Source organism: Nocardiopsis protaetiae (assembly GCF_045446735.1).
In the GTDB taxonomy this organism is placed as follows: Bacteria; Actinomycetota; Actinomycetes; order Streptosporangiales; family Streptosporangiaceae; genus Nocardiopsis; species Nocardiopsis protaetiae.
The window spans coordinates 66,111-84,639 of record NZ_JBJJBV010000017.1; the positions used below are offsets into that span (position 1 = coordinate 66,111).

Annotated in this window: 19 protein-coding genes and 3 tRNA genes; 13 read left to right on the forward strand and 9 right to left on the reverse strand. The window is 73.4% G+C overall.

What is annotated here, in order from left to right; all coding sequences use genetic code 11:
* Window positions 1-378 precede the first annotated feature (378 nt).
* Together ACJOT3_RS04710 and ACJOT3_RS04715 are read right to left on the reverse strand one after the other, a co-directional pair.
* Window positions 379-1,335 (reverse strand): squalene cyclase, encoded by a 957-nt coding sequence (locus ACJOT3_RS04710; protein WP_406969148.1) that lies wholly within the window; start codon window positions 1,333-1,335, stop codon window positions 379-381.
* A 150-nt stretch (window positions 1,336-1,485) separates the two neighbouring features.
* The gene (locus ACJOT3_RS04715; protein ID WP_406969150.1) at window positions 1,486-2,037 is read right to left on the reverse strand and encodes a TetR/AcrR family transcriptional regulator; all 552 of its coding nucleotides are present in this window, start codon (window positions 2,035-2,037) and stop codon (window positions 1,486-1,488) included.
* A gap of 90 nt (window positions 2,038-2,127) precedes the next feature.
* On the opposite strand from ACJOT3_RS04715, the gene ACJOT3_RS04720 reads away from it, so the two are divergent.
* Both ACJOT3_RS04720 and ACJOT3_RS04725 read left to right on the forward strand, forming a co-directional pair.
* Window positions 2,128-2,589, forward strand: a complete 462-nt coding sequence (locus ACJOT3_RS04720) for a DUF6463 family protein (RefSeq protein WP_406969152.1) — start codon at window positions 2,128-2,130, stop codon at window positions 2,587-2,589.
* Entirely contained in the window at window positions 2,586-3,185 is a 600-nt protein-coding gene (locus tag ACJOT3_RS04725) for a short chain dehydrogenase (RefSeq protein ID WP_406969154.1), read from the forward strand. Before ACJOT3_RS04720 ends, ACJOT3_RS04725 begins: the two co-directional genes overlap by 4 nt.
* 154 nt (window positions 3,186-3,339) lie before the next feature.
* Here the strand turns inward: ACJOT3_RS04725 and ACJOT3_RS04730 are convergent, their stop codons facing one another.
* Window positions 3,340-3,684 carry a hypothetical protein gene (locus ACJOT3_RS04730; protein WP_406969156.1) on the reverse strand — a complete coding sequence of 115 codons (345 nt, stop codon included), beginning with the start codon at window positions 3,682-3,684 and terminating at the stop codon, window positions 3,340-3,342.
* 88 nt (window positions 3,685-3,772) lie between these two features.
* Complete coding sequence (locus ACJOT3_RS04735; RefSeq protein ID WP_406969158.1) at window positions 3,773-4,669, reverse strand: 1-aminocyclopropane-1-carboxylate deaminase/D-cysteine desulfhydrase; 897 nt, start codon at window positions 4,667-4,669, stop codon at window positions 3,773-3,775.
* A 105-nt stretch (window positions 4,670-4,774) separates the two neighbouring features.
* Between ACJOT3_RS04735 and ACJOT3_RS04740 the strand changes: the two genes are divergently transcribed.
* The 3 genes from ACJOT3_RS04740 (at window position 4,775) to ACJOT3_RS04750 (ending at window position 8,506) form a co-directional block, all read left to right on the forward strand.
* Window positions 4,775-5,863, forward strand: coding sequence for a sugar diacid recognition domain-containing protein (locus ACJOT3_RS04740; protein WP_406969160.1), 1,089 nt, complete (start codon window positions 4,775-4,777; stop codon window positions 5,861-5,863).
* 70 nt (window positions 5,864-5,933) lie between these two features.
* Window positions 5,934-7,148, forward strand: a complete 1,215-nt coding sequence (locus tag ACJOT3_RS04745) for a glycerate kinase (protein WP_406969162.1) — start codon at window positions 5,934-5,936, stop codon at window positions 7,146-7,148.
* Window positions 7,145-8,506, forward strand: coding sequence for a GntP family permease (locus ACJOT3_RS04750; protein ID WP_406969164.1), 1,362 nt, complete (start codon window positions 7,145-7,147; stop codon window positions 8,504-8,506). The genes ACJOT3_RS04745 and ACJOT3_RS04750 overlap by 4 nt, the downstream gene beginning before the upstream one ends.
* Before the next feature lie 72 nt (window positions 8,507-8,578).
* Here the strand turns inward: ACJOT3_RS04750 and ACJOT3_RS04755 are convergent, their stop codons facing one another.
* Window positions 8,579-9,487 (reverse strand): EamA family transporter, encoded by a 909-nt coding sequence (locus tag ACJOT3_RS04755; RefSeq protein ID WP_406969166.1) that lies wholly within the window; start codon window positions 9,485-9,487, stop codon window positions 8,579-8,581.
* 68 nt (window positions 9,488-9,555) lie between these two features.
* On the opposite strand from ACJOT3_RS04755, the gene ACJOT3_RS04760 reads away from it, so the two are divergent.
* Entirely contained in the window at window positions 9,556-10,482 is a 927-nt protein-coding gene (locus ACJOT3_RS04760; protein WP_406969168.1) for a LysR family transcriptional regulator, read from the forward strand.
* Here ACJOT3_RS04760 and ACJOT3_RS04765 read toward each other — a convergent pair.
* Window positions 10,466-11,911, reverse strand: coding sequence for an alpha/beta hydrolase family protein (locus ACJOT3_RS04765; protein ID WP_406969170.1), 1,446 nt, complete (start codon window positions 11,909-11,911; stop codon window positions 10,466-10,468). The genes ACJOT3_RS04760 and ACJOT3_RS04765 overlap by 17 nt on opposite strands.
* Before the next feature lie 238 nt (window positions 11,912-12,149).
* Complete coding sequence (locus ACJOT3_RS04770) at window positions 12,150-12,671, reverse strand: lamin tail domain-containing protein (protein WP_406969172.1); 522 nt, start codon at window positions 12,669-12,671, stop codon at window positions 12,150-12,152.
* Between the two features lie 406 nt (window positions 12,672-13,077).
* Here ACJOT3_RS04770 and ACJOT3_RS04775 point away from each other — a divergent pair, with 406 nt between their 5' ends.
* The 3 genes from ACJOT3_RS04775 to ACJOT3_RS04785 all read left to right on the forward strand — a co-directional run bounded on the left by ACJOT3_RS04775 (window position 13,078) and on the right by ACJOT3_RS04785 (window position 14,324).
* The gene (locus ACJOT3_RS04775; protein ID WP_406969184.1) at window positions 13,078-13,680 is read left to right on the forward strand and encodes a TetR/AcrR family transcriptional regulator; all 603 of its coding nucleotides are present in this window, start codon (window positions 13,078-13,080) and stop codon (window positions 13,678-13,680) included.
* Window positions 13,681-13,932: 252 nt separating this feature from the next.
* Window positions 13,933-14,193 (forward strand): PspC domain-containing protein, encoded by a 261-nt coding sequence (locus ACJOT3_RS04780; RefSeq protein WP_406969174.1) that lies wholly within the window; start codon window positions 13,933-13,935, stop codon window positions 14,191-14,193.
* Entirely contained in the window at window positions 14,193-14,324 is a 132-nt protein-coding gene (locus tag ACJOT3_RS04785; RefSeq protein WP_406969176.1) for a hypothetical protein, read from the forward strand. The genes ACJOT3_RS04780 and ACJOT3_RS04785 overlap by 1 nt, the downstream gene beginning before the upstream one ends.
* Before the next feature lie 68 nt (window positions 14,325-14,392).
* Here ACJOT3_RS04785 and ACJOT3_RS04790 read toward each other — a convergent pair whose 3' ends face one another.
* Together ACJOT3_RS04790 and ACJOT3_RS04795 are read right to left on the reverse strand one after the other, a co-directional pair.
* Window positions 14,393-15,703: an MFS transporter gene (locus ACJOT3_RS04790; RefSeq protein WP_406969178.1), complete on the reverse strand. Its 1,311-nt coding sequence runs from the start codon at window positions 15,701-15,703 to the stop codon at window positions 14,393-14,395.
* 345 nt (window positions 15,704-16,048) lie between these two features.
* Window positions 16,049-16,399, reverse strand: coding sequence for a metallopeptidase family protein (locus tag ACJOT3_RS04795; RefSeq protein ID WP_406969180.1), 351 nt, complete (start codon window positions 16,397-16,399; stop codon window positions 16,049-16,051).
* A 116-nt stretch (window positions 16,400-16,515) separates the two neighbouring features.
* Between ACJOT3_RS04795 and ACJOT3_RS04800 the strand changes: the two genes are divergently transcribed.
* The 4 genes from ACJOT3_RS04800 to ACJOT3_RS04815 all read left to right on the forward strand — a co-directional run bounded on the left by ACJOT3_RS04800 (window position 16,516) and on the right by ACJOT3_RS04815 (window position 18,484).
* Entirely contained in the window at window positions 16,516-18,048 is a 1,533-nt protein-coding gene (locus tag ACJOT3_RS04800) for a metallophosphoesterase family protein (RefSeq protein ID WP_406969186.1), read from the forward strand.
* A 105-nt stretch (window positions 18,049-18,153) separates the two neighbouring features.
* Window positions 18,154-18,226 (forward strand) — tRNA-Glu (locus ACJOT3_RS04805).
* An 85-nt stretch (window positions 18,227-18,311) separates the two neighbouring features.
* A tRNA-Asp gene (locus ACJOT3_RS04810) sits at window positions 18,312-18,386 on the forward strand.
* Window positions 18,387-18,410: 24 nt separating this feature from the next.
* A tRNA-Phe gene (locus tag ACJOT3_RS04815) sits at window positions 18,411-18,484 on the forward strand.
* Window positions 18,485-18,529 lie beyond the last annotated feature (45 nt).

Below are 18,529 nucleotides of genomic sequence, written 5' to 3' on the forward strand. Positions count from 1 at the left end.
TTCGGGTGGCAGTCGGGTTCGGGGCCCTGCTGGGGATGCTCGGGTACGGCCTGCGCACCGGCCGAGGACCCGGAGCCCGGGCCTGGTCGGCGGCGTTCCCCCTGGCGACACTGCCGGTCTCCACCTGGATGGGTGTCCGGATGCTCGGCTTCGAGCACCCGGCCCATCCCGTCGGGATCGCCGTGGAGGTGGCGGCGGCCCTGCTCCTGCCGGCCGCCTGCCGGAGGCGGCGCGCCCAGGCGGGGGTGGCGTGCCCGGGTGGGGGCGCTGGTGGCCGCGCCGGCGCTGTACTTCCCGATGGTGTTCCTCGCCGGGGCCGTGTTCCTGACGGTGGCGCGGTACGCCGGGGACCTGCTGTGAACGGTGTCGGGGGCGGTGTCAGGGGCGGGCGGAGTCCCACCAGTCGAGGACCCGCAGGGCGTGGAAGGTGAGCCCGCGGGACGGCTCGCCCGGCGGGGCGTCCACCTCGAACCACACCCGGCCCTCGTACCGCTGCCGCTGGTGCCAGGTGCCGTCGGGGTCGCGGGCGGCGCGGATCAGCTCGATCGCCTCTTCCAGCCGCGGGTCGGGCGCGGCGCCCTCGTGCAGGGAGGCGGTGCGGAAGTGGTCGGCGGCCCGGAGCACGCTGTAGCGCCAGCGGAACGGGTAGGCGAGGTCCGTCGCCCATGGGTGCGGCTCACCCGTGGACAGCCGCCGGAACAGGCGGCGTTCGAGCAGGTACTCCTGGGCCGCGTGCCGGGCCTCGCGCAGGGTGTCGGTGCCGCCGGTGCGGACCTCATGGTCGAGGATGTCCCGCACGGAGTTCAGCGTGGAGTGGAAGGAGGAGCGGGTCGCCCCCTCCACCCACATGCAGTTCCAGCCGCCGTCGGTGAGCCGGTGCTCCACGAACCAGTCGGCGATCGGTGACACGTCGGCGCCCAGCCAGGCGCCGTTGGCCAGCGTGTAGGCGTTGATGCAGGCGTCGACCTCACCGCCCCAGTAGGGCAGGTCGTCGTACTCCCAGCGGGCGTTGCGCGCCAGCAGCCCGGCGGTGTCCGGCCGCAGCGCGCCGGGTTCCACACCCCATTCGCGCAGGGCGTTGAGCGACCAGGTGGTGGCCGTCCAGGGCTGGCCGGGTTCGTCCCGGGAGGCGTCCGCGGGGAAGTAGGCGCCGCCCGCCCACCGGCCGTCGGGGTCCTGGCGGGAGAGCAGGGCCGCGCCGAACCCTTCGTGCGGGACCCGGGCGCGGGTGGCCCGCCACACCTCTTCGGGGGCGCGGGCGAGGTCGCGCTCCACCCGCCAGCGCAGGCTCGGGTCGGAGTCGAGCAGCCAGTCCAGGACAGGGGTCTCCACCATGGCGGGAGGGTACCCCGGGCCGGTGACGGAACGCCTCGGGAACGCCGGACGGACCGGTTCAGGAGCACCGGACGGACCGCCTCAGGACTGCCGACGGACCACCTCAGGGCCGCAGGACGGAACGGCCCAGGGGCCGCCGGACGGAACGCCTCAGGGCCGCAGCAGACGGTCCCCGGCGAGCACGATCGCCTCGCGGTGGGTGCGCCCCGGGTGGTCCACGGCGATGAAGTGGCGGCCGATGGCCAGCGCGAACGCCAGGGTGCAGCGCGCCTCGACCTCGTCCGGGTCGTCGATGAAGCCCGCGAACATCGTGCGCAGGAAGTCCATCCGCACGTTGTCGACCCGGCGCAGCCGCTCGGCGACCGCCGGGTCCTGGCGGGCCCACTCGCGGACGGCGAGGTCGATCCGGTGCAGCTCGTCGGTGAAGGTCAGCAGCCCGGCGCGGCGGATCTTCTCGGCGGGGCTGCCGCCCTCGGCCTCGACGCGGGCCAGGACGTCGTTGGTGCTGCGGCGCTCCCACTCGTCCAGGAGTTCGGCGAGCAGCGCGGGGCGGCCGTCGAAGTACCCGTAGAACCCGCCCTTGGTCACGCCGAGCCCGGCGGCCAGGGCCTCGACCCGGACGGCGTCGGGGCCGCCCCGGGCGAGGGCGTCGAGTCCGGCTTCGATCCAGCGGCTGCGCGGGGTACGGGCTGTGGGCGGCACCTGGTCACCTGTTCTCAGGGGTGTTGCGGCGGTCGTTTGTACGCTACCGTACATATAAGTTATACGGATGCGTATAGAACGGGGCGGGCCATGACCGAACGTAACGCGGGGCGCGCGATGCTGCGCTGGGCGAGCGGCATCATGATCACGCTGGGGGCGGGCCACCTGGCACTGCTGACGGTGTTCCTGTGGTCGGACGTCTCGGCCTGGGCGGAACGCGGCCTGTGGGCGGCCGTCCCGCTACAGCTCGACAACACCGGCCTGACCGTGGCCGAGCTGTCCAACGAGGTCACCTTCTGGGCCGGGCCCGGAAGCTTCTCCGTGCCCCTGGTCGTGCTGGGCGCCCTGGTCTGGAACCTCGCCGGGCGCGGGGTGGCGGTCCCCGCCTGGGTCGGCTGGGTGCTGGCGGCGTGGTGCCTGGTCAGTGGCATCCTGCTCGTGCCGTCCCCCTACTTCGTCGGGGTCGTCGCGGGCCTGCTCGTCGTCCTGGCGGCGCGCCGCGGCCGCGCCCGTGCGGCCGAAGGCGGAACACGGCCTACCGTGAGCGCATGAGGATTCTGCTCGTTGGAGCCACCGGAAAACTGGGATCGGCGCTGCGCCGCACACTGGCCGAACGCGGACACGAGGTGGTGGCGGTCGCCCGCAGCGGCGGCGACCTCCGCTGCGACATCACCGACCCGCAGCAGCTGGCCGCGCTGTGGGAACAGGTCGGGACGGTGGACGCGGTGGCCAGCGCCGCCGGCGACGTGCCCTACCGGCCGCTCGCCGAGATGGAGTCGCGGGACTACACCCGTGCGTTCGAGGGCAAGGTGCTCGCCCAGATCGACCTGGTGCGCACCGGCCTGCCCCACGTCGCCCCGCGCGGGTCGTTCACGCTGATCACGGGCATCCTGGCGCGCGATCCCATCGTCACCGGCAGCGCGGCGGCGATGGCCAACGGCGCGCTGGAGGCGTTCGTCCGGGCGGCGGCGGTGGAGATCGCGCCGCGGCGGATCAACGCGATCAGCCCCTCGGTGTTCACCGAGAGCCTGGACGACTACGGCGACTTCTTCCCCGGGTACACCCCCGTGGACCTGGCCGCCGTCGCCGAGGCCTACGTCAAGTCCATCGAGGGCGCCGCCACCGGCCGCGTCCACGAACTCCCCTGACCCCGACCCTTCCCTGACCTCCGGCCTCCCCGGCACCCGGCCGCGCGGACCCCTGCCTCGGACACCCGGCCTCCCCGGCACCCGGCTCCCCTGACCCCGGCCGCGCGGACCCCTGCCTTCCCCGACCCGGCTTCCCCCGTACCCGGCCGGGGGGTCAGAAGAGCAGGAGGATGTGCGGCGCCAGATAGACCGCGGCCAGGACGAGTCCGCCGATCCCCGCCCGCCGGAGCGCGGCGGAACCGGCGCCGGGGTACCGGGCCCAGAGGTACAGGGGCCACCCCGTCAGGACGACGGCCCACCAGAGGCCGAGCAGCACGGCCAGGAACATCCAGTAGAGGATGACGTTGCCCTCGCCGTGCACGGCCATCCACACGGTTCCGCCGAGGGAGTAGATCAGCAGCATCAGGTAGGCCAGGGTCTGGAACACCTGATGGATCCGGGCGACCACGACCGCCGCCTTCGGAGCGGGGACGCCCGCCTGTTCCTCCGTGTGCCGCATCCGTCGCCGTCCTCCCCGACCGTGGAGGAATCCCCTCCCCGGGAAGGACTCCGGAGCCGACCGCCTGGTTCACGTCCGGCCGAGGTATCTACGCGGAGTCACCGGCCGCTCCGGTGACGAGGGCGACCACCGTCGTGCCCGGGCGCAGGCGGCCGCGGGCGGCGAGGTCGTAGATCCCGGCGAGCATCTTGGCCACGTAGACGCGCTCCAACTCCAGCCCGTGCCGGTCGCGGAACTCCGCGATGAACGCCCGCAGCTCGGCCGTGCAGCGGGCGTACCCGCCGAAGTGGTAGCCGGTCTCGACCTCCCAGTGGCCGCCGGCCACCCCCGCCTCCCGCTGGAGCCGCCGCACCTCGTCGGCCAGGAAGCCCCCGCCCCTGAGCACCGAGAACCCCAGCGCCCGCCGTCCCGGGCCCAGTCCGGCGGCGACCCCGGCGAGGGTGCCGCCGGTGCCGCAGGCGCAGCACAGCACGTCGAAGCCGGTGTCGATCTCCGCGGCGACGGGCACGCACCCCAGCACCGCCTCGGCGTTGCTGCCGCCCTCGGGCAGCAGGTGGAAGTCGCCGAACCGGTCGCGCAGCCCCGCGACCACCTCCGGGGTGTGCTTGGCCCGGTAGGTCGCCCGGTCCAGGTAGGCCAGCCGCATGCCCCGGCCCGCTGCGTACTCCAGCACGGGGTTGAGCGGCCGGTGCTCCTCCCCGCGGATCACCCCGACGGTCGCGAACCCGCAGGCCCGCCCGGCGGCGGCCACCGCCCGGATGTGGTTGGAGTAGGCGCCGCCGAAGGTCAGCAGGGTGTCGGCCCCCGCCTCGTGCGCCCGCGCCAGGTTGCGGTGGAGCTTGCGCCACTTGTTGCCGGGCACCTCGGGGTGGATGAGGTCCTCGCGCTTGAGCAGTAGCCGCACCCCGCCCAGCCGGGGGTCGCGCACCTCCTCCAGCGGGGAGGGCAGTCGGGCCGTCAGGTGGCCGCACCCGGGGGACTCCATCCCGCCAGCCTAGGGACCCCCGGGCCCAGGGCCCGATCCCGCCTCCGACCCCGCCCCGGGCGCGGGAGGGCGGGTCGGCCGCGGCGGCTCCCTATCCTGGTGGCCATGGCAGAAAACCCCGACCGGGCGCCGCTGAGCGGGGAGCTCGCCCAGCGGGTCGTCGACCTCATCGCCCCCACGATCAGCCACAACGTCAACGTGATGGACGAGCACGGCACGATCATCGCCTGCCTGGACCCCGAACGCCGCGGCACCCTGCACCGGGGCGCCCAGCGGGTCATCGCCGAGGGGCGGCCCGTCCTCATCACCGCCCCCGAACCCGGGACCTCCGACCGGCCCGGCGCCAACGAGCCGCTGTTCATCGGCGGCGAGCTGCGCGGCGTCGTCGGCATCACCGGCGACCCCCGGGAGGTCGCCCCGCTGGCCCGCGTGGTGGCGCTGACCGTGCAGCTGCTCATCGCCCAGGAGGACGAACAGGACGCCGCCACCCGCCGCCACACCGAGGCCCGCGACCTCATCGCCGCCCTGTCCTCGGGCACCGCCTCCGCGGAGTCCGCGCGGGCCCGGCTGGCCGCCGCCGGGCTGGCCCCGCCCTGGTCGCTGGCGCTGTGGACGGCCGGGGCGCCCCGGCCGGACGCGGCGGCCGCCCCGCCGCCGCTGGCCGACACCGCGGTGGCCCGGTTCAACACGGACTGCGGACACCGGTCCGCGGTCCTGCACGGCGCCCTGTGGCTGGTGGGTTCGGGGGCGGCCCCCGACCTCCCGATGCCCGCGGACGTCCGGCACACCGCCACCGAGCCCACCGACGACGTCGGGGCGCTGCTGGCCCACGCCGAGGAGGCGCGGGCACTGTGCCGCTACGCCGGGCTCATCCCCACACTGGGGAGCACCGAGCCGTGGTCGCGCGACATCGCCGTGGCCGTTGCCCACCTGCCCCGGCGCAGCCTGGAGCACCTGGCCGGGCGGGCGTCGGCGCTGAGCGAGGCGCAGCGGCGCACCCTGCTGGCGGTGGCGTCGACCACCTCCATGCAGGCGGCGGCGGACTCGGTGTACGTCCACCGCAACACCCTGCTCCAGCGGGTGGAGCGGATCCGCGCCGCCACGGGCGCGGACATCCGCCGCGCCGACCACCTGGCCGGGTTGCAGATGGCGCTCTACGCGCGTGAAGCCTTGTGCGTTTCGCACACAGCCTGAACACGAACTCACAGGAAGTCTGGGCGAGACACCGTCGAATCGCACGGGGTTTCTTCTTAGGCTCTCCGACATGTCCAACGCGTTGCACGTACATGACCAGGGCTTTCCCGTCCGCGTCGCCATCGTCCCGGACTCCTTCAAGGGCAGTGCCCGGGCCGTGGACGTGGCGGCGGCCATGGAGCGGGGCGTCCGCGACGCCTTCGACGCGGCGGGCATCGAGGCGACCGTCCACACCCTGCCGTTCGCGGACGGCGGCGAGGGCACCCTCGACGCGCTCCTGGGTGCCTGGGGCACCGAGGCGCGCACGGTGGACACCACCGACGCCCTGGGCCGACCGGTACAGGCCCGCTACGGCCTGTCCCCGGACGGCCGCACCGGGATCATCGAGGCGGCCGAGGCCAACGGCCTGCCCCTGGTCTCCGACGTCCCCCTGCGCCCGCTGACCGCGACCACCCGGGGCATCGGTCCCCTGGTCACGGCGCTGCTGGACGCGGGGGTCGAGGAGATCCTCCTGTGCATCGGCGGTTCGGCCACCACCGACGGCGGCACCGGCCTGCTCCGCGCGCTCGGCGCCCGCCCGCTGGACCGGGACGGCGCCGAGCTCCCCGACGGGGGCGGGAGCCTCACCGCACTGGACCGGCTGGACACCTCCGGGCTCGACCCGCGCGCCCGGAGCGTGCGCTGGCGCATCGCCTGCGACGTCACCAACCCCCTGGTCGGCGACCGGGGGGCCGCCGCGGTCTTCGGCCCGCAGAAGGGCGCCGGCCCCGACGACGTGCGCGTCCTGGACGCCGGGCTGTCCCGCCTGGCCGACGTCCTCGCGCAGGCCACCGGGGAGGACGTCCGCGACCGCCCCGGCCTGGGCGCGGCGGGCGGCCTGCCCGCCCCGCTCCTGGCCCTGCTGGGCGCCGAGGTCGTCCCCGGCTCCCGCATGGTCGCCGAGGTCCTGGACGCCGAACGCCTGATGGCCGACGCCGACCTGGTCCTCACCGGGGAGGGCCGGTTCGACGGCCAGTCCCTGGGCGGCAAGGTCGTCGACGCGGTCCGCCGCCTCGCCCCGGCGGGACGCCCCGTCGTGGTCATCGCCGGAGACGTCTCGGTCACCCCCGAGGAACTCCGGCGGTCGGGCGTCACCGCCGCCTTCTCCACCGCCCGGGGTCCCCGGACCCTGGAACGGATGAGCGAGGAGGTCCTCGCCGACATCGAGTGGACGACCTCCAACTGCTGCCGGCTCCTCGCCCACCACTTCGCATCCCCGCACGCTCAAAAGGAACACCGACCGTGACCTCGTTGCTCATCCTGCTCGTCCTGGTGGCGGCCATCGTGCTCGTCACCGCGCGCTGGAAGGTCAGCCCCTTCCTCGCGCTCATCGGCGCCGCCCTGATCGGGGCCTTCGCCTACCGCATCCCGCTGGGCGAGGTCGTCACCACCGTGACGACCGCCTTCGGCAACACCATGGGCAACATCGGCCTGGTGATCCTGTTCGGCACCATGATCGGTGTGATCCTGGAGCGCTCGGGCGCCGCGATCGCGATGGCCGAGGCGCTGATCAAGGTGCTCGGCACCCGCTTCCCGAACCTGACGATGTCCCTCATCGGCTACATCGTCTCCATCCCGGTGTTCTGCGACTCCGGCTACGTCATCCTCAACTCGCTGCGCAAGGCCGTGACCCTGCGCACCGGCGTGTCCACCCTGGCCACCTCGATCGCGCTGATGACCGGCCTGTACGCCACGCACACCCTGGTCCCGCCGACCCCGGGCCCGCTGGCCGCCGCCGAGAACCTGGGCGTCACCGACAACCTGGGCCTGCTCATCGCCATCGGCCTGCCGGTGGCCGCCGTGGCCGCGATCGCCGGCCTGGTCTACGCGAGCCTGTTCTCCCGCAAGGAGTTCACGCCGCTGCCCGCCGAGACCGACGAGGACCTCGCCGAGCAGTCCTACGACGAGCTGCGCGCGAGCTACGGCCGCCTGCCCAACGCGTTCCTGGCGTTCTTCCCGATCCTGCTGCCGCTGCTGCTCATCTGCTCGGCCTCGATCGTCAAGCTGCCGGGCCGCCCGATCGGAGAGGGCGCCGCCTTCGACGCGATCTCCTTCGTCGGCACCCCGGTCATCGCGCTGATGTTCGGCCTGGCCGCGGCCGCCCTGCTGCTGCGCGGGCACGGCAAGCTGGAGCGCTTCAACGACCAGATCGGTGAGTCGGTGCGCGTCGCCGGCCCGATCCTGCTGATCACCGGCGCCGGTGCCGCGTTCGGCGCGGTGCTGGCCGCCTCCCCGCTGACCGGTTTCCTGTCGGACAACCTCAGCGGGCTGGGCCTGGGCCTGGCGGTGCCGTTCATCATCGCCGCCGCGCTCAAGACCGCGCAGGGCTCCTCCACGGTGTCGATGGTCAGCACCTCGGCGATGCTCGCCCCGATGCTGCCCGCCCTGGGCCTGGACTCCCCGGAGGGCATGCTGCTGAGCGTGCTGGCGGTGGGCGCGGGCGCGATGGTCGTCTCGCACGCCAACGACTCCTACTTCTGGGTGGTCTCCCAGCTGGGCCGGATCCCGGTGGCGACCGCCTACCGGACCCTCAGCGTGGCGACCGCCATCGAAGGCACGGCGGCCTTCGCCGCGATCGGCACGATCGGGATCTTCCTGCTCTGATCCCCGCGTTCCGCACGCGCAGGGCCCCGCTCCACCACAGGTGGGGCGGGGCCCCGACGTGTCGGACCGCGATCAGCGGCGGCGTCCGGTGGTCGCGCTCACCGCGTTGGCCGCCACCACCGCGGCGATCGCCGCCCAGTCCGGCCAGGCCAGGTCCTGGCCCAGGACCACCAGCCCGGCCAGCGCCGCCATCACCGGGTGCACACTCATGAACAGGCCGAAGAACCGGGCGGGCACCCGACGCAGCGCGTACAGGTCGCCCAGGAACGGCACCGTCGACGACAGCAGCCCCGCCGCCACCGCGCACCCCAGCGCCGCCCAGGTCGGCGGCTGGTGCCACAGCACCCACGCCCCGACCGGGAGGAAGACCAGGGCGGACACCCCCGCCGCGGCGGCCGAGCCCTCGGTCCCCGGCACCCGCCGCCCCACCGTCCGGTTGAGCAGGATGTACGCCGCCCAGCAGGCCGCGGCCGCGAGCGCCAGCCCGATCCCCAGATGGTCGCTGCTGGGCTGCGGGCGCATCAGCACCGCCACCGCGCCCCCGGCGGCCAGCGCGCACCCCAGGTCCGTCCACCGGCGCGAGGACACCAGCGCCACCGCCAGCGGGCCCAGGAACTCCAGGGTCACCGCCAGGCCCAGCCCGATCCGGTCCACCGCCGAGTACAGGGTCAGGTTCATGCACCCGAAGACCAGGCCCATGGCGACGATCGGCCGCCACTGTTCCCGGGTCAGCGCCCGCAGCCGGGGCCGCGCCACCGCGAACAGCACCGCGGCCGCCACCCACTGGCGCACCGCCACCACCCCGGCCGGGCCGATCACCGGGAAGGCCAGCGCCCCCAGCGAGGCGCCCACCTGGTTGGACACCCCGCCGCCCAGCATCACCGCCATCCCGGCCAGGCGTCCGCGCCCGTCCCGGGAGTCCCCGGTGCCGCCGGTGCCCTGTCCCGCGCCCGCCGGGCGCGCCTGCGTCGACGTCTCCATGTCCGGATCATGCGGCCGGTCCGCGCATGCGCAAAATGCATGCGACGGCGCTCGCATACGCTGAGCGCATGGATGTGGAGCTGCGCCACCTGCGCTGCCTGGTCGCCATCGCCGACACCGGGACCTTCACCGACGCCGCCCTGCACCTGGGCGTCTCCCAGGCCGCGGTGTCCCGGGGCCTGGCCGCCCTCGAACGCGCCCTGGGCACCCGGCTGCTGCACCGCACCAGCCGCGAGGTCACCCCCACCGCCGCCGGACGCCGGGTGCTGGCCCGCGCCCGGACCGTCCTGGCCGAGGTCGACGACCTGGTCACCGAGGCCACCAGCGGCCACCGCCGCCTGCGCCTGGGCCACGCCTGGTCCGCGGTGGGGCGGCACACCCGCCGGTTCCAGCGTTTGTGGGCCGAACGCCACCCCGACGTGGAACTGCACCTGGTCCGCACCAACACCCCCACCGCCGGACTCGCCGAGGGCGCCTGCGACCTGGCCGTGGTGCGCGCGGCCGTGGACGGGCGCCGGTTCGACGGCGCGGTCGTCGGCCACGAACGCCGCGTCTGCGCCATGGCCTCCGACGACCCCTGGGCCCGGCGGCGCTCCGTGCGCCTGGCCGAGATCGCCGACCGGCGGGTCCTCGTGGACCGCCGCACCGGCACCACCACCGCCCACCTGTGGCCCGCCGACCGGCGGCCCGCGCTGGAGCACACCCAGGACATCGACGACTGGCTGGCCGAGATCGCCACCGGCCGCTGCGTGGGCATCACCGCCGAGGGCACGGTCGCCCAGTACCGCCGCGACGGGGTCGTGTTCCGGCCGGTGCGCGACGCCCCGACCATCCCGGTCCGGGCGGTCTGGCGGCCGCACGACCCGCACCCCGCCGCGTTCGCCGCGGTCGCCCTGCTCGCCGAGGTGTACGGGCAGGCGCCGCCCCCGCTCCCCGCGGCGCCGACGGGGCCGGGAGGGGGACCGGGAGCGGGGCGGGCTACGGCATCGGGGTGACCTCGCCCAGCTCCGTGAGGACCGCTGCGACGTCGGTACCGGCGTTGTTCAGGCTCGCGTCGAGGAAGGCCAGGCAGGCCGCCTCGGTGATCCGGGCCGTCTCCTCCCGGCCCAGGGAGCCCACCAGCGACGGGAAGGGCGGGAGCAGGAACGGGGAGTCGCTGAACCCCAGGTGCGCCGTCCCCGGCACGGTGAGCGCGTACCCGGGTTCGTCGGACGCCGCGAACGCCGCGTCCAGCGCCAGCGCGTAGCGGGTGTCGCCCTCCGCGCTGCCGGTGCCGGAGTCCGCCACCAGGGCCAGCAGCGGCTGCGGCAGAGAGGAGTCCTCGGACAGCCGCGGCAGGCCGTCCAGGTTGATCACTGCTTTGTAGCGCGGGTCGTCCGCGGCCGCCAGCAGCGCGGCCGCCCCGCCCAGGGAGTGCCCGGCCACGGCCACCCGGTCGGGGTCGGCCAGTCCCGCCAGCGGTCCGCCGTCCGCCTCCAGCAGCCGGACCAGGGCCAGGTCCAGGTCGGCGGCGCGGATGTCCGCCCACTCCCGGGCCAGCAGGTCGTCCTCCAGCGGGTCGCCGGTGGCCTTCAGCGCCCCGCGCACCTCGGTCCCGTCGTCGAGTACCACCACCGCCGAGTCGTAGGGGTGGTCCAGCGCCACCACGATGTGGCCGTGGGAGGCCAGCCCCTCCGCCCACACCGTGTTCTGGGTGCGGACCCCGCCCAGGCCGGGGGAGAAGAGCACCACCGGGTGCGGGCCCGCGGCGGGAGGCGCGTCGGTGAGCGCGTGGGCGCGGGCGGCCGCCGCGTCGGAGAGCACGAGCGGCGGAACGCCGAACCCCGCGGCCAGCCCCGCGGCCACGGTGTCCGCCTCGGCGGCGTCGCGCCCCAGGTAGAGCGCGGGCTCCCCGGTGGCATCGGGGGAGGCCGGGTACCAGACCCGGGCCACGACCACCCGGTGGTCCGCCGGGTCGTCGGTCCAGGTCTCCTCGCGGTCGGGGTCCTCCCACTGCACGGTGACCACGCCGACCGGGTGCGGCCCCGAGGGCTCGGGGAAGGCGGGGACCGGGACCGCCCAGGCCGCCAGCCCGCCCAGGCCCGCCGAGCTCAGACAGGCGAGCAGGGCCAGCGTGAACGCGGTGGCCCGCGGGCCCCGGCGCCGGTCCGGCCGCGGCCCCCGCAGGCGCAGGGCGCCCAGCGCGAGTGCGAGGAGCGCGCCCGCCGCGATCGGGAGCCACTGCCAGCGGGGGCCGGCCGGGAGCCCGGTCGGGAGTCCGGTCGGGAACCCGGCCGGGATCTCGGTCAGGAGTCCGGCCGCGGCGCAGAGCGCCACCAGGGACATCCCCGAGACGACCGCGGGCCGGCGCACCCGGGCCGGCAGGCACAGGGCGAGCAGCAGCAGGGCGGTCGCGCCCAGGAGCAGGGCCTCCGGCCAGGTCATGGATGTCCTCCCGGTCGTGCCGGACGCCCCGCGGCGGCACGGTTGTGATGGCACGGTCGGGACGACACTACGAGCCGGGGCGGGGGCGGCACATCGCCCGTAAGGAGGCAAAAAGCAACACCTGCCTTCGACGAAGGTCGGCAGGCGCCGGGAACGAGAGAACCCCCGGAGGTCGCGGGTCCGGGGGCACAGTGAGCAGTGAGCAGTGTCAGAGGTTCAGAGGTTCAGTGACAAGGGGTCAGCAGGCGTAGGTCTTGCCGTCCGCCGCCTTCTTCCAGTCGCAGCTGCTGATGGTCCCGGCCGCCTTGTTGTCGTCCCGTGAGTTCGGCTTCTTCAGCCGCAGGTTCGGGTTCTGGGTGGTGCCGTCGTTGGGCAGCACGTGGCGGGCGTAGCCCCGGTACACGTGGTGGTTCCCGTTGGCGTCCTTGCGGTTGGTCCCGCTGCCGGTGTGCACGTACACGCGGGCGCCGGCCGGGAGGTTGTAGGCCGGCAGCGGCCGCCCGTAGGTGTTGGTGGTGATGTCGGGGACGTACCCGGCGAGGTTCACCGTCTTCTTCGTGACGTTCTTGATGATGAAGTACTCGCCGTTGAGGTTCGTCTGCCGGTTGTTCTTGATGTCCGCGCCGGCGGCGTTGGGCCGCACGTGCGTGATCATGAGCGCTCCGGTCGTGGAGGCCGCCTGGGCGGGGCCGGGGGCGGCGACGAGGGTGGCCAGGGCCGCCGCTGCGACGAGAGCGGCACGCAACCTATTCCGAGCCACATGTGCTCCTTGGTGATGACGGACCGGGGGTCCGATGTCCGAAATGAAGGGGGAACGCACTCACTGCTGAGGAGACTGTACTGGTGGCCGCGGCTCGGGGTGGGACTTTCCCGAAGTTTTCCGGACATGTGTGTTCGTGGTTTCTTTCCTTCGCCGTCGAAATTCCGGTCGTCCTTTTCCGGGAAGCCGGAGAAGCGCGGTCATTCCTGTCGGATTCCTCACGCCGGATGGTCGAATCAGCCGTTTCGCGGCACTTTCCGGCCCGGGCGCGCACCCTCCGGGGCCCGGAAGTACCCCGCCGTCCCCCGTTCCTGGCACAGTGACGAGGAGAACCGCGCCGACAGGACCGGCGCGGACCGGGAGAGGAGCGCGACAGGTGACCGGCCAACGGAGGGAGGAGGAGCGGATGGGGCTGCGCGAGCGCAAGAAGGCGGCCACACGGCGCGCCCTCCGGGAGGCCGCGGTGCGGCTCACGCTCGAACACGGCCTGGAGAACGTCACCGTGGAGGAGATCGCCGCCGACGTCGGCGTCTCCACCCGGACCTTCTTCAACTACTTCGGGACCAAGGAGGAGGCCCTCCTGGGCGACCTGCCCGGCACCGTCGACGCGGGCGCCACCCGGGAGTTCGCCGCGGGCGGACCCACCGGGGACTTCACCAACGACCTCATCGGGCTGCTCATCGCGTTCCTCCTCGACACCGAGGACCTCCCCGCCCAGCGGGAGGAGATGCGGCTGCGCAAGCGGCTGATGGACCGGGAGCCCCAGCTCGTCCCCGGGGTGCTGGCCCGGTTCCACGACATGGAGCAGATGATGGCCGGGGCCATCGCCGAGCGCCTGGGCGAGCCGCCCGAGTCGGAGCGGTCCCAGCTGGCAGCGGTGACGGCGATGGCCGTCATGCGGCACACCATGCGGAACCTGCGGTACTCGGAGGAGGAGGACGCCGAGGGCGTGCGCGCCCGGATCCGTTCCGCGTTCCGCGTTCTGGGCGAGGTGTACGGCCCGCGCTGAGCCGCCGCCCGCGGGGACCGCCGGGCGGCCGCCGGATGGACGCCGGATGGACGCCGTTCGTCGTACCCGGCCCGTAGTGTGCTCCATGACTCACCGGGCGGAGGGAACGCCAGGAGCGCCTCCCGCGTCCAACCTCCGCGCACCCCGCCGGGGTGCGGCCCGGAGCCCCGTCAGGGGCGTCGGGGGGATGTCAGGGACGCTCCAGGGCTCTCCCCGATGGGAAACACCGCCGTGGGCGGGCAGGCTGAGGACATGAACGAGAAACTCCAGGGCAAGCGCTTCCGGCGCAGCAACGACAACCGCTTCCTCGCCGGTGTGTGCGGCGGTATCGCCGATTACTTCGGCATCGACGCCAACATCGTCCGCCTCGTGTTCGTGGTCCTCACCGTGCTCGGCTTCAGCGGCATCTTCGTCTACGTCCTCGCGCTGCTGATCATGCCGGCCGAGGGAGAGCAGCACTCGCTGCTCGAACAGATCATCCGCAACTTCCAGGGAAAGCCGGGACAGAACTGATGTGGAGCCTCCGAGCGCACCCGGGGTGGGAACGACGCGACCTCCAGCGGACCGACCGTGAGACCGAGGAGGAGCGCGAGAACACCGGCGAGCGCTGCGCCGACACCGCGGGCCGTCGGCCCCGATCCTAGAGATCGGGGCGGTGACGGCCCGCGGGCGGCGCGGGGACCGACAGCGCGGTGCGAGACCGGGCCCGTGATCAGGCCGGGGTCTCGGTCTCCTGCATTCTGCGCGTGACCTCGTCGCTCATCCGCGACCAGGGCAGGACCAGCAGCAGCGCGCACGCGATGCCCAGCACACCCGCGCCCACCACCACCGTTCCGGTGCCGAAGAACTCGGCGAAGAAGCCGCCCGCCAGGATGCCCAACCCCTGGGAGACCTGAAGACCCGCGGCGACCAGGCCGAAGGCCCGCGCCCGCCCCTCCCCCGGAACGCACAGCACGAACGCGGCGTTGGCCACGAACTGGTAGGAGGCGCTCGCGCCGGACAGCGCCAGCGCGGTCACCATGAGCCACAGCGGCGGGTCGAACAGCCACACCAGCAGCGGGACCGACGACAGCACGGCCAGCGGCCCCAGCAGCCGGAGCCGGGTCACCGGCGGTACCAGGCGGGTCAGGACCAGGCCGCCCACGAGGGCGCCGATCGACGTTCCCGCCATGACGACCCCGGCCGCGGTCTCGCCGCCGCCCGCCTCGGCCGCCAGCGGGGTCGCCAACCCGTAGGGGACCATGTAGAGCCCGGCCAGCCAGGCCAGCAGCGCGAGCGTGCGCAGCCGGGGGTCACCGAAGACGAGCTTGGCCCCGCCGGTGATCATCGGCAGGAAGCCGCCGCCCTCCGACTTGTCCCCGCGTTCGGGCGCCGGGCGCGTCCCGACCCCGAACCGCACGATGAGCGCGGTCACCACGAACAGCGCCCCGTTGCACATCACGGTGGCGTGCGGGCCGAACAGGCCCGAGGTGAAACCGCCGGCCATGAAGCCCACCAGGACCCCGACCTGCCCGGTGAGCTGGATGATGGCCGTGCCGGCCACGTAGCGCTCGCCCTGGACGATCTCGGTCAACAGGGCGGCGCGGGCCGCGGCGAAGGGGAGCGCGGGCAGCACCGAGCAGAACAGCAGCGTCCAGACCGCCCACAGCGGCAGTCCCGGGATGCCGATGGAGACGATGAGCAGGGCGCGGATGAGGTCGCAGACCATCATCACCTGGCGGCGGGGGAAGAGGTCGGCCAGCCCGGACAGGAGCGGTCCGGCGATGAGCGGGGGGAGGAAGCCGAGGGCGATGGTGAAGCCCGCGGCCAGGGGGGAGCCGGTGATCTGGTAGACGAGGATGCTCGCGGCGATGTTGAGGAGGTTGGTGCCGACGGTGGAGATGATGTGGGCCGACCAGATGGCGCGGAATTCCCCGATCGCCATGACCTCGCGGTAGCTGCTGCGCCAAGCGTCCTTCTGCGGGGGGGACGAGGGATCGGGACCCTCGCCGTCAGGTGTCTTGTCGAGGCGCGGATTGGCCATCCGGCACTCCCTTACTGTTACAGGGTTGAAATCACGCTGTGTCGTGTCCCAATGACCAACCGTCCCGGAACGTGAGCTTCCTCGCAAGCCGTTGCAAGGAATTCGTGTCTGATTCGTTGCTGGGGGTAATGGATCGTCGGGTCACGGGATCTCGCGCCCTATCGGTACTCCGGATCGTCCGCCCAGCTCACGGCGGAAAAGCCGGGTGGGAAAGGGATTCGGATGCGGGGGGCCGGTGCCCTCCGGCCGCGGCGGCGTGCACGGAGAGCCCCGGGAGTGGGACCCGGTCCCCCCGGGGATAGGGGGTTTCGGACTGTCGCACGGCGTCCATGGGGACGACCCTGATCAGCCCCAGCCCAGCTCGTGCAGGCGTTCGTCGTCGATGCCGAAATGGTGCGCGATCTCGTGGACCACCGTGATCAGGACTTCCTCGACGACGTCCTCACGGGTCTCGCAGATCGCACAGATATTGAACCGGTAGATGAAGATCTGGTCCGGCAGCACACCGAAGTAGGAATCCCCCCGTTCGGTCAGCGGAATGCCCTCGTACAGGCCCAGCAGCCCGTCCGGAGACTCGTCCTGGACGGTGATCACCACGTTGTCCATGAGGCCCGCCAGCTCCGGCGGGATCTCGTCCAGCGCGTCGGCGACCAGTTCCTCGAACTCCCTGCGCGTCAGTTCCACCACAACCGCCATTGTGCCGCCCGCCCGCCGCGCCACCGGACCCGGTCCGGGCGAGCGGGATCGACATAACACTCTGGACGGGAGGAAACGTTGGGAACGGTCCCCGTCAGCGGCATGATGGGGGTGTGTTGTCTTGGGAAGCGATCCGCGCGTACGACTACCGCGGAGCCGCCCGGCGGTTCCGCGAGGCCCTCTCCCGGATACGCGCCGGCCGGCTCTGGCGCTGGAGCTGCGTCGTCGCCGCGGGCCTGGTGGGCGGATGGCTCGGCCTGGCCCTGGCCGGGCAGGTCGTCACCCCGATCGGCCCCGCCGACGTCACCCTGAGCCTCAGCCCCCAGTGGCGGGGCGAGACCGTCGTCAACGTCGCGCCCCTGGGACAGCTCGCCTTCGACACCCACAGCGCGCCGCTGCGGCTGGAGGCCACCATCTCCGACATCCGGCTCTCCGCCGCCCAGGAGATGTTCGCCGACCCCGACGCCATCAACCGGATGGCCGCCGGGATCGGCAGCGACCTGCGCGAGGGCGTCATCGCCCTGGTGGTCCGCTCGGTGCTCGCCGCCGCGCTGGGCGCCGCGATCATGGGCCTGCTGCTGTTCCGCAACGCGTGGCGGGCGCTGGCCGGGTCCGGGGTCTGCCTGGCCGTCCTGGCCGGGTCCGGGGCGGCCGCCGGGTACACGTTCAACCCGAGCGCCATCGCCGAACCCCGCTACACCGGCCTCATCGCCGGCGCGCCCCAGGTGGTCGGCAGCGCCGAGGAGGTCGTGGGCCGGTTCAACGAGTACCAGGAGCAGCTCGCCGGACTGGTCGGCAACGTCGCCATGATCTACGAGGCGACCTCGGGCCTGCCGGTGTACGAGGAGGACGAGTCCGTCGTCCGGGTCCTGCACGTGTCCGACATCCAGCTCAACCCGGCGTCGTGGAGCATCATCCGCACCCTGCGGGAGCAGTACGCCGTCGACTTCATCGTGGACTCGGGCGACCTCACCGACCGGGGCAGCGCCGCCGAGGACGTGTTCGCCGACGAGATCGGCAAACTCGACGTCCCCTACGTGTGGGTGCGCGGACAGCACGACTCCATGGGCACCCAGCGCGCCGTGGCCGCCCAGCCCAACGCCGTGGTGCTCGACGGCGAGGTCCGCGAGGTCGGCGGGCTCACCCTGTACGGGGCGGGCGACCCGCGGTACACACCCGACGCCACCCGCCTCAACCCGACCACCGAGGGCGTGGCCGCGCTCGGCCGGGAACAGGCCGCGGAGGTCATCGGAGGCCGGGAGGAGGTCGACCTCGCCCTCCTGCACACGCAGACCCAGGCGGAGGCGTTCGACGGGGTCGTCCCGCTGGTGCTCACCGGCGGCGACCACCTGCGCTCCACCCGGCTCACCGACCAGGGCACCCGGTTCCTGAGCCAGGGCTCCACCGGCGGCGCCGGCCTGCGTGGCCTTGATCACGGCCGCGGCCGGCCGACCCCCTACCAGGCCTCGGTGCTGTACTTCGACTCCGAGACCGGGCGGCTCCAGGCCCGCGACGACATCGACCTCGGCGGGCTGGGGCTCACATCGGCCCAGGTCGAACGGCACATCGAGACCGACCCCGACCGCCCGCTGGGCGAGCCCGAACCCGAGGCCGACGAGGCGTCCCCGACCGGCGGACGCAACCGCTGAACGGGCGCTGAACGGGCGTTGTCGCAGGTCGGGGCGCTTTCGCCGGAGTGGGCAAATCGCTTTGGTGTTGGTGGGAATCTCCCCTATGCTGGACCTGTCACACGGGCCCCCATCGTCTAGCGGCCTAGGACGCCGCCCTTTCAAGGCGGTAGCGCGGGTTCGAATCCCGTTGGGGGTACAAAGCGGTTCGACCACTGCCGGACGTCTGGCAGAATGGAACCGCGGACGCGGACCGGGCAAGCCCGGTAAGCGGCCGAAACTGAGGTCCTGTGGAGCAGTTAGGAGTGCTCGCCACCCTGTCAAGGTGGAGGCCGCGGGTTCAAATCCCGTCAGGACCGCGCTCGCCGAATTCTCGGCGGTACGGCTAGGTAGCTCAGTTGGTACGAGCGTCCGCCTGAAAAGCGGAAGGTCGGCGGTTCGACCCCGCCCCTAGCCACTCACACTGAGCAGCACGAACGCCCGGAAGCCTTTTGGCTCCGGG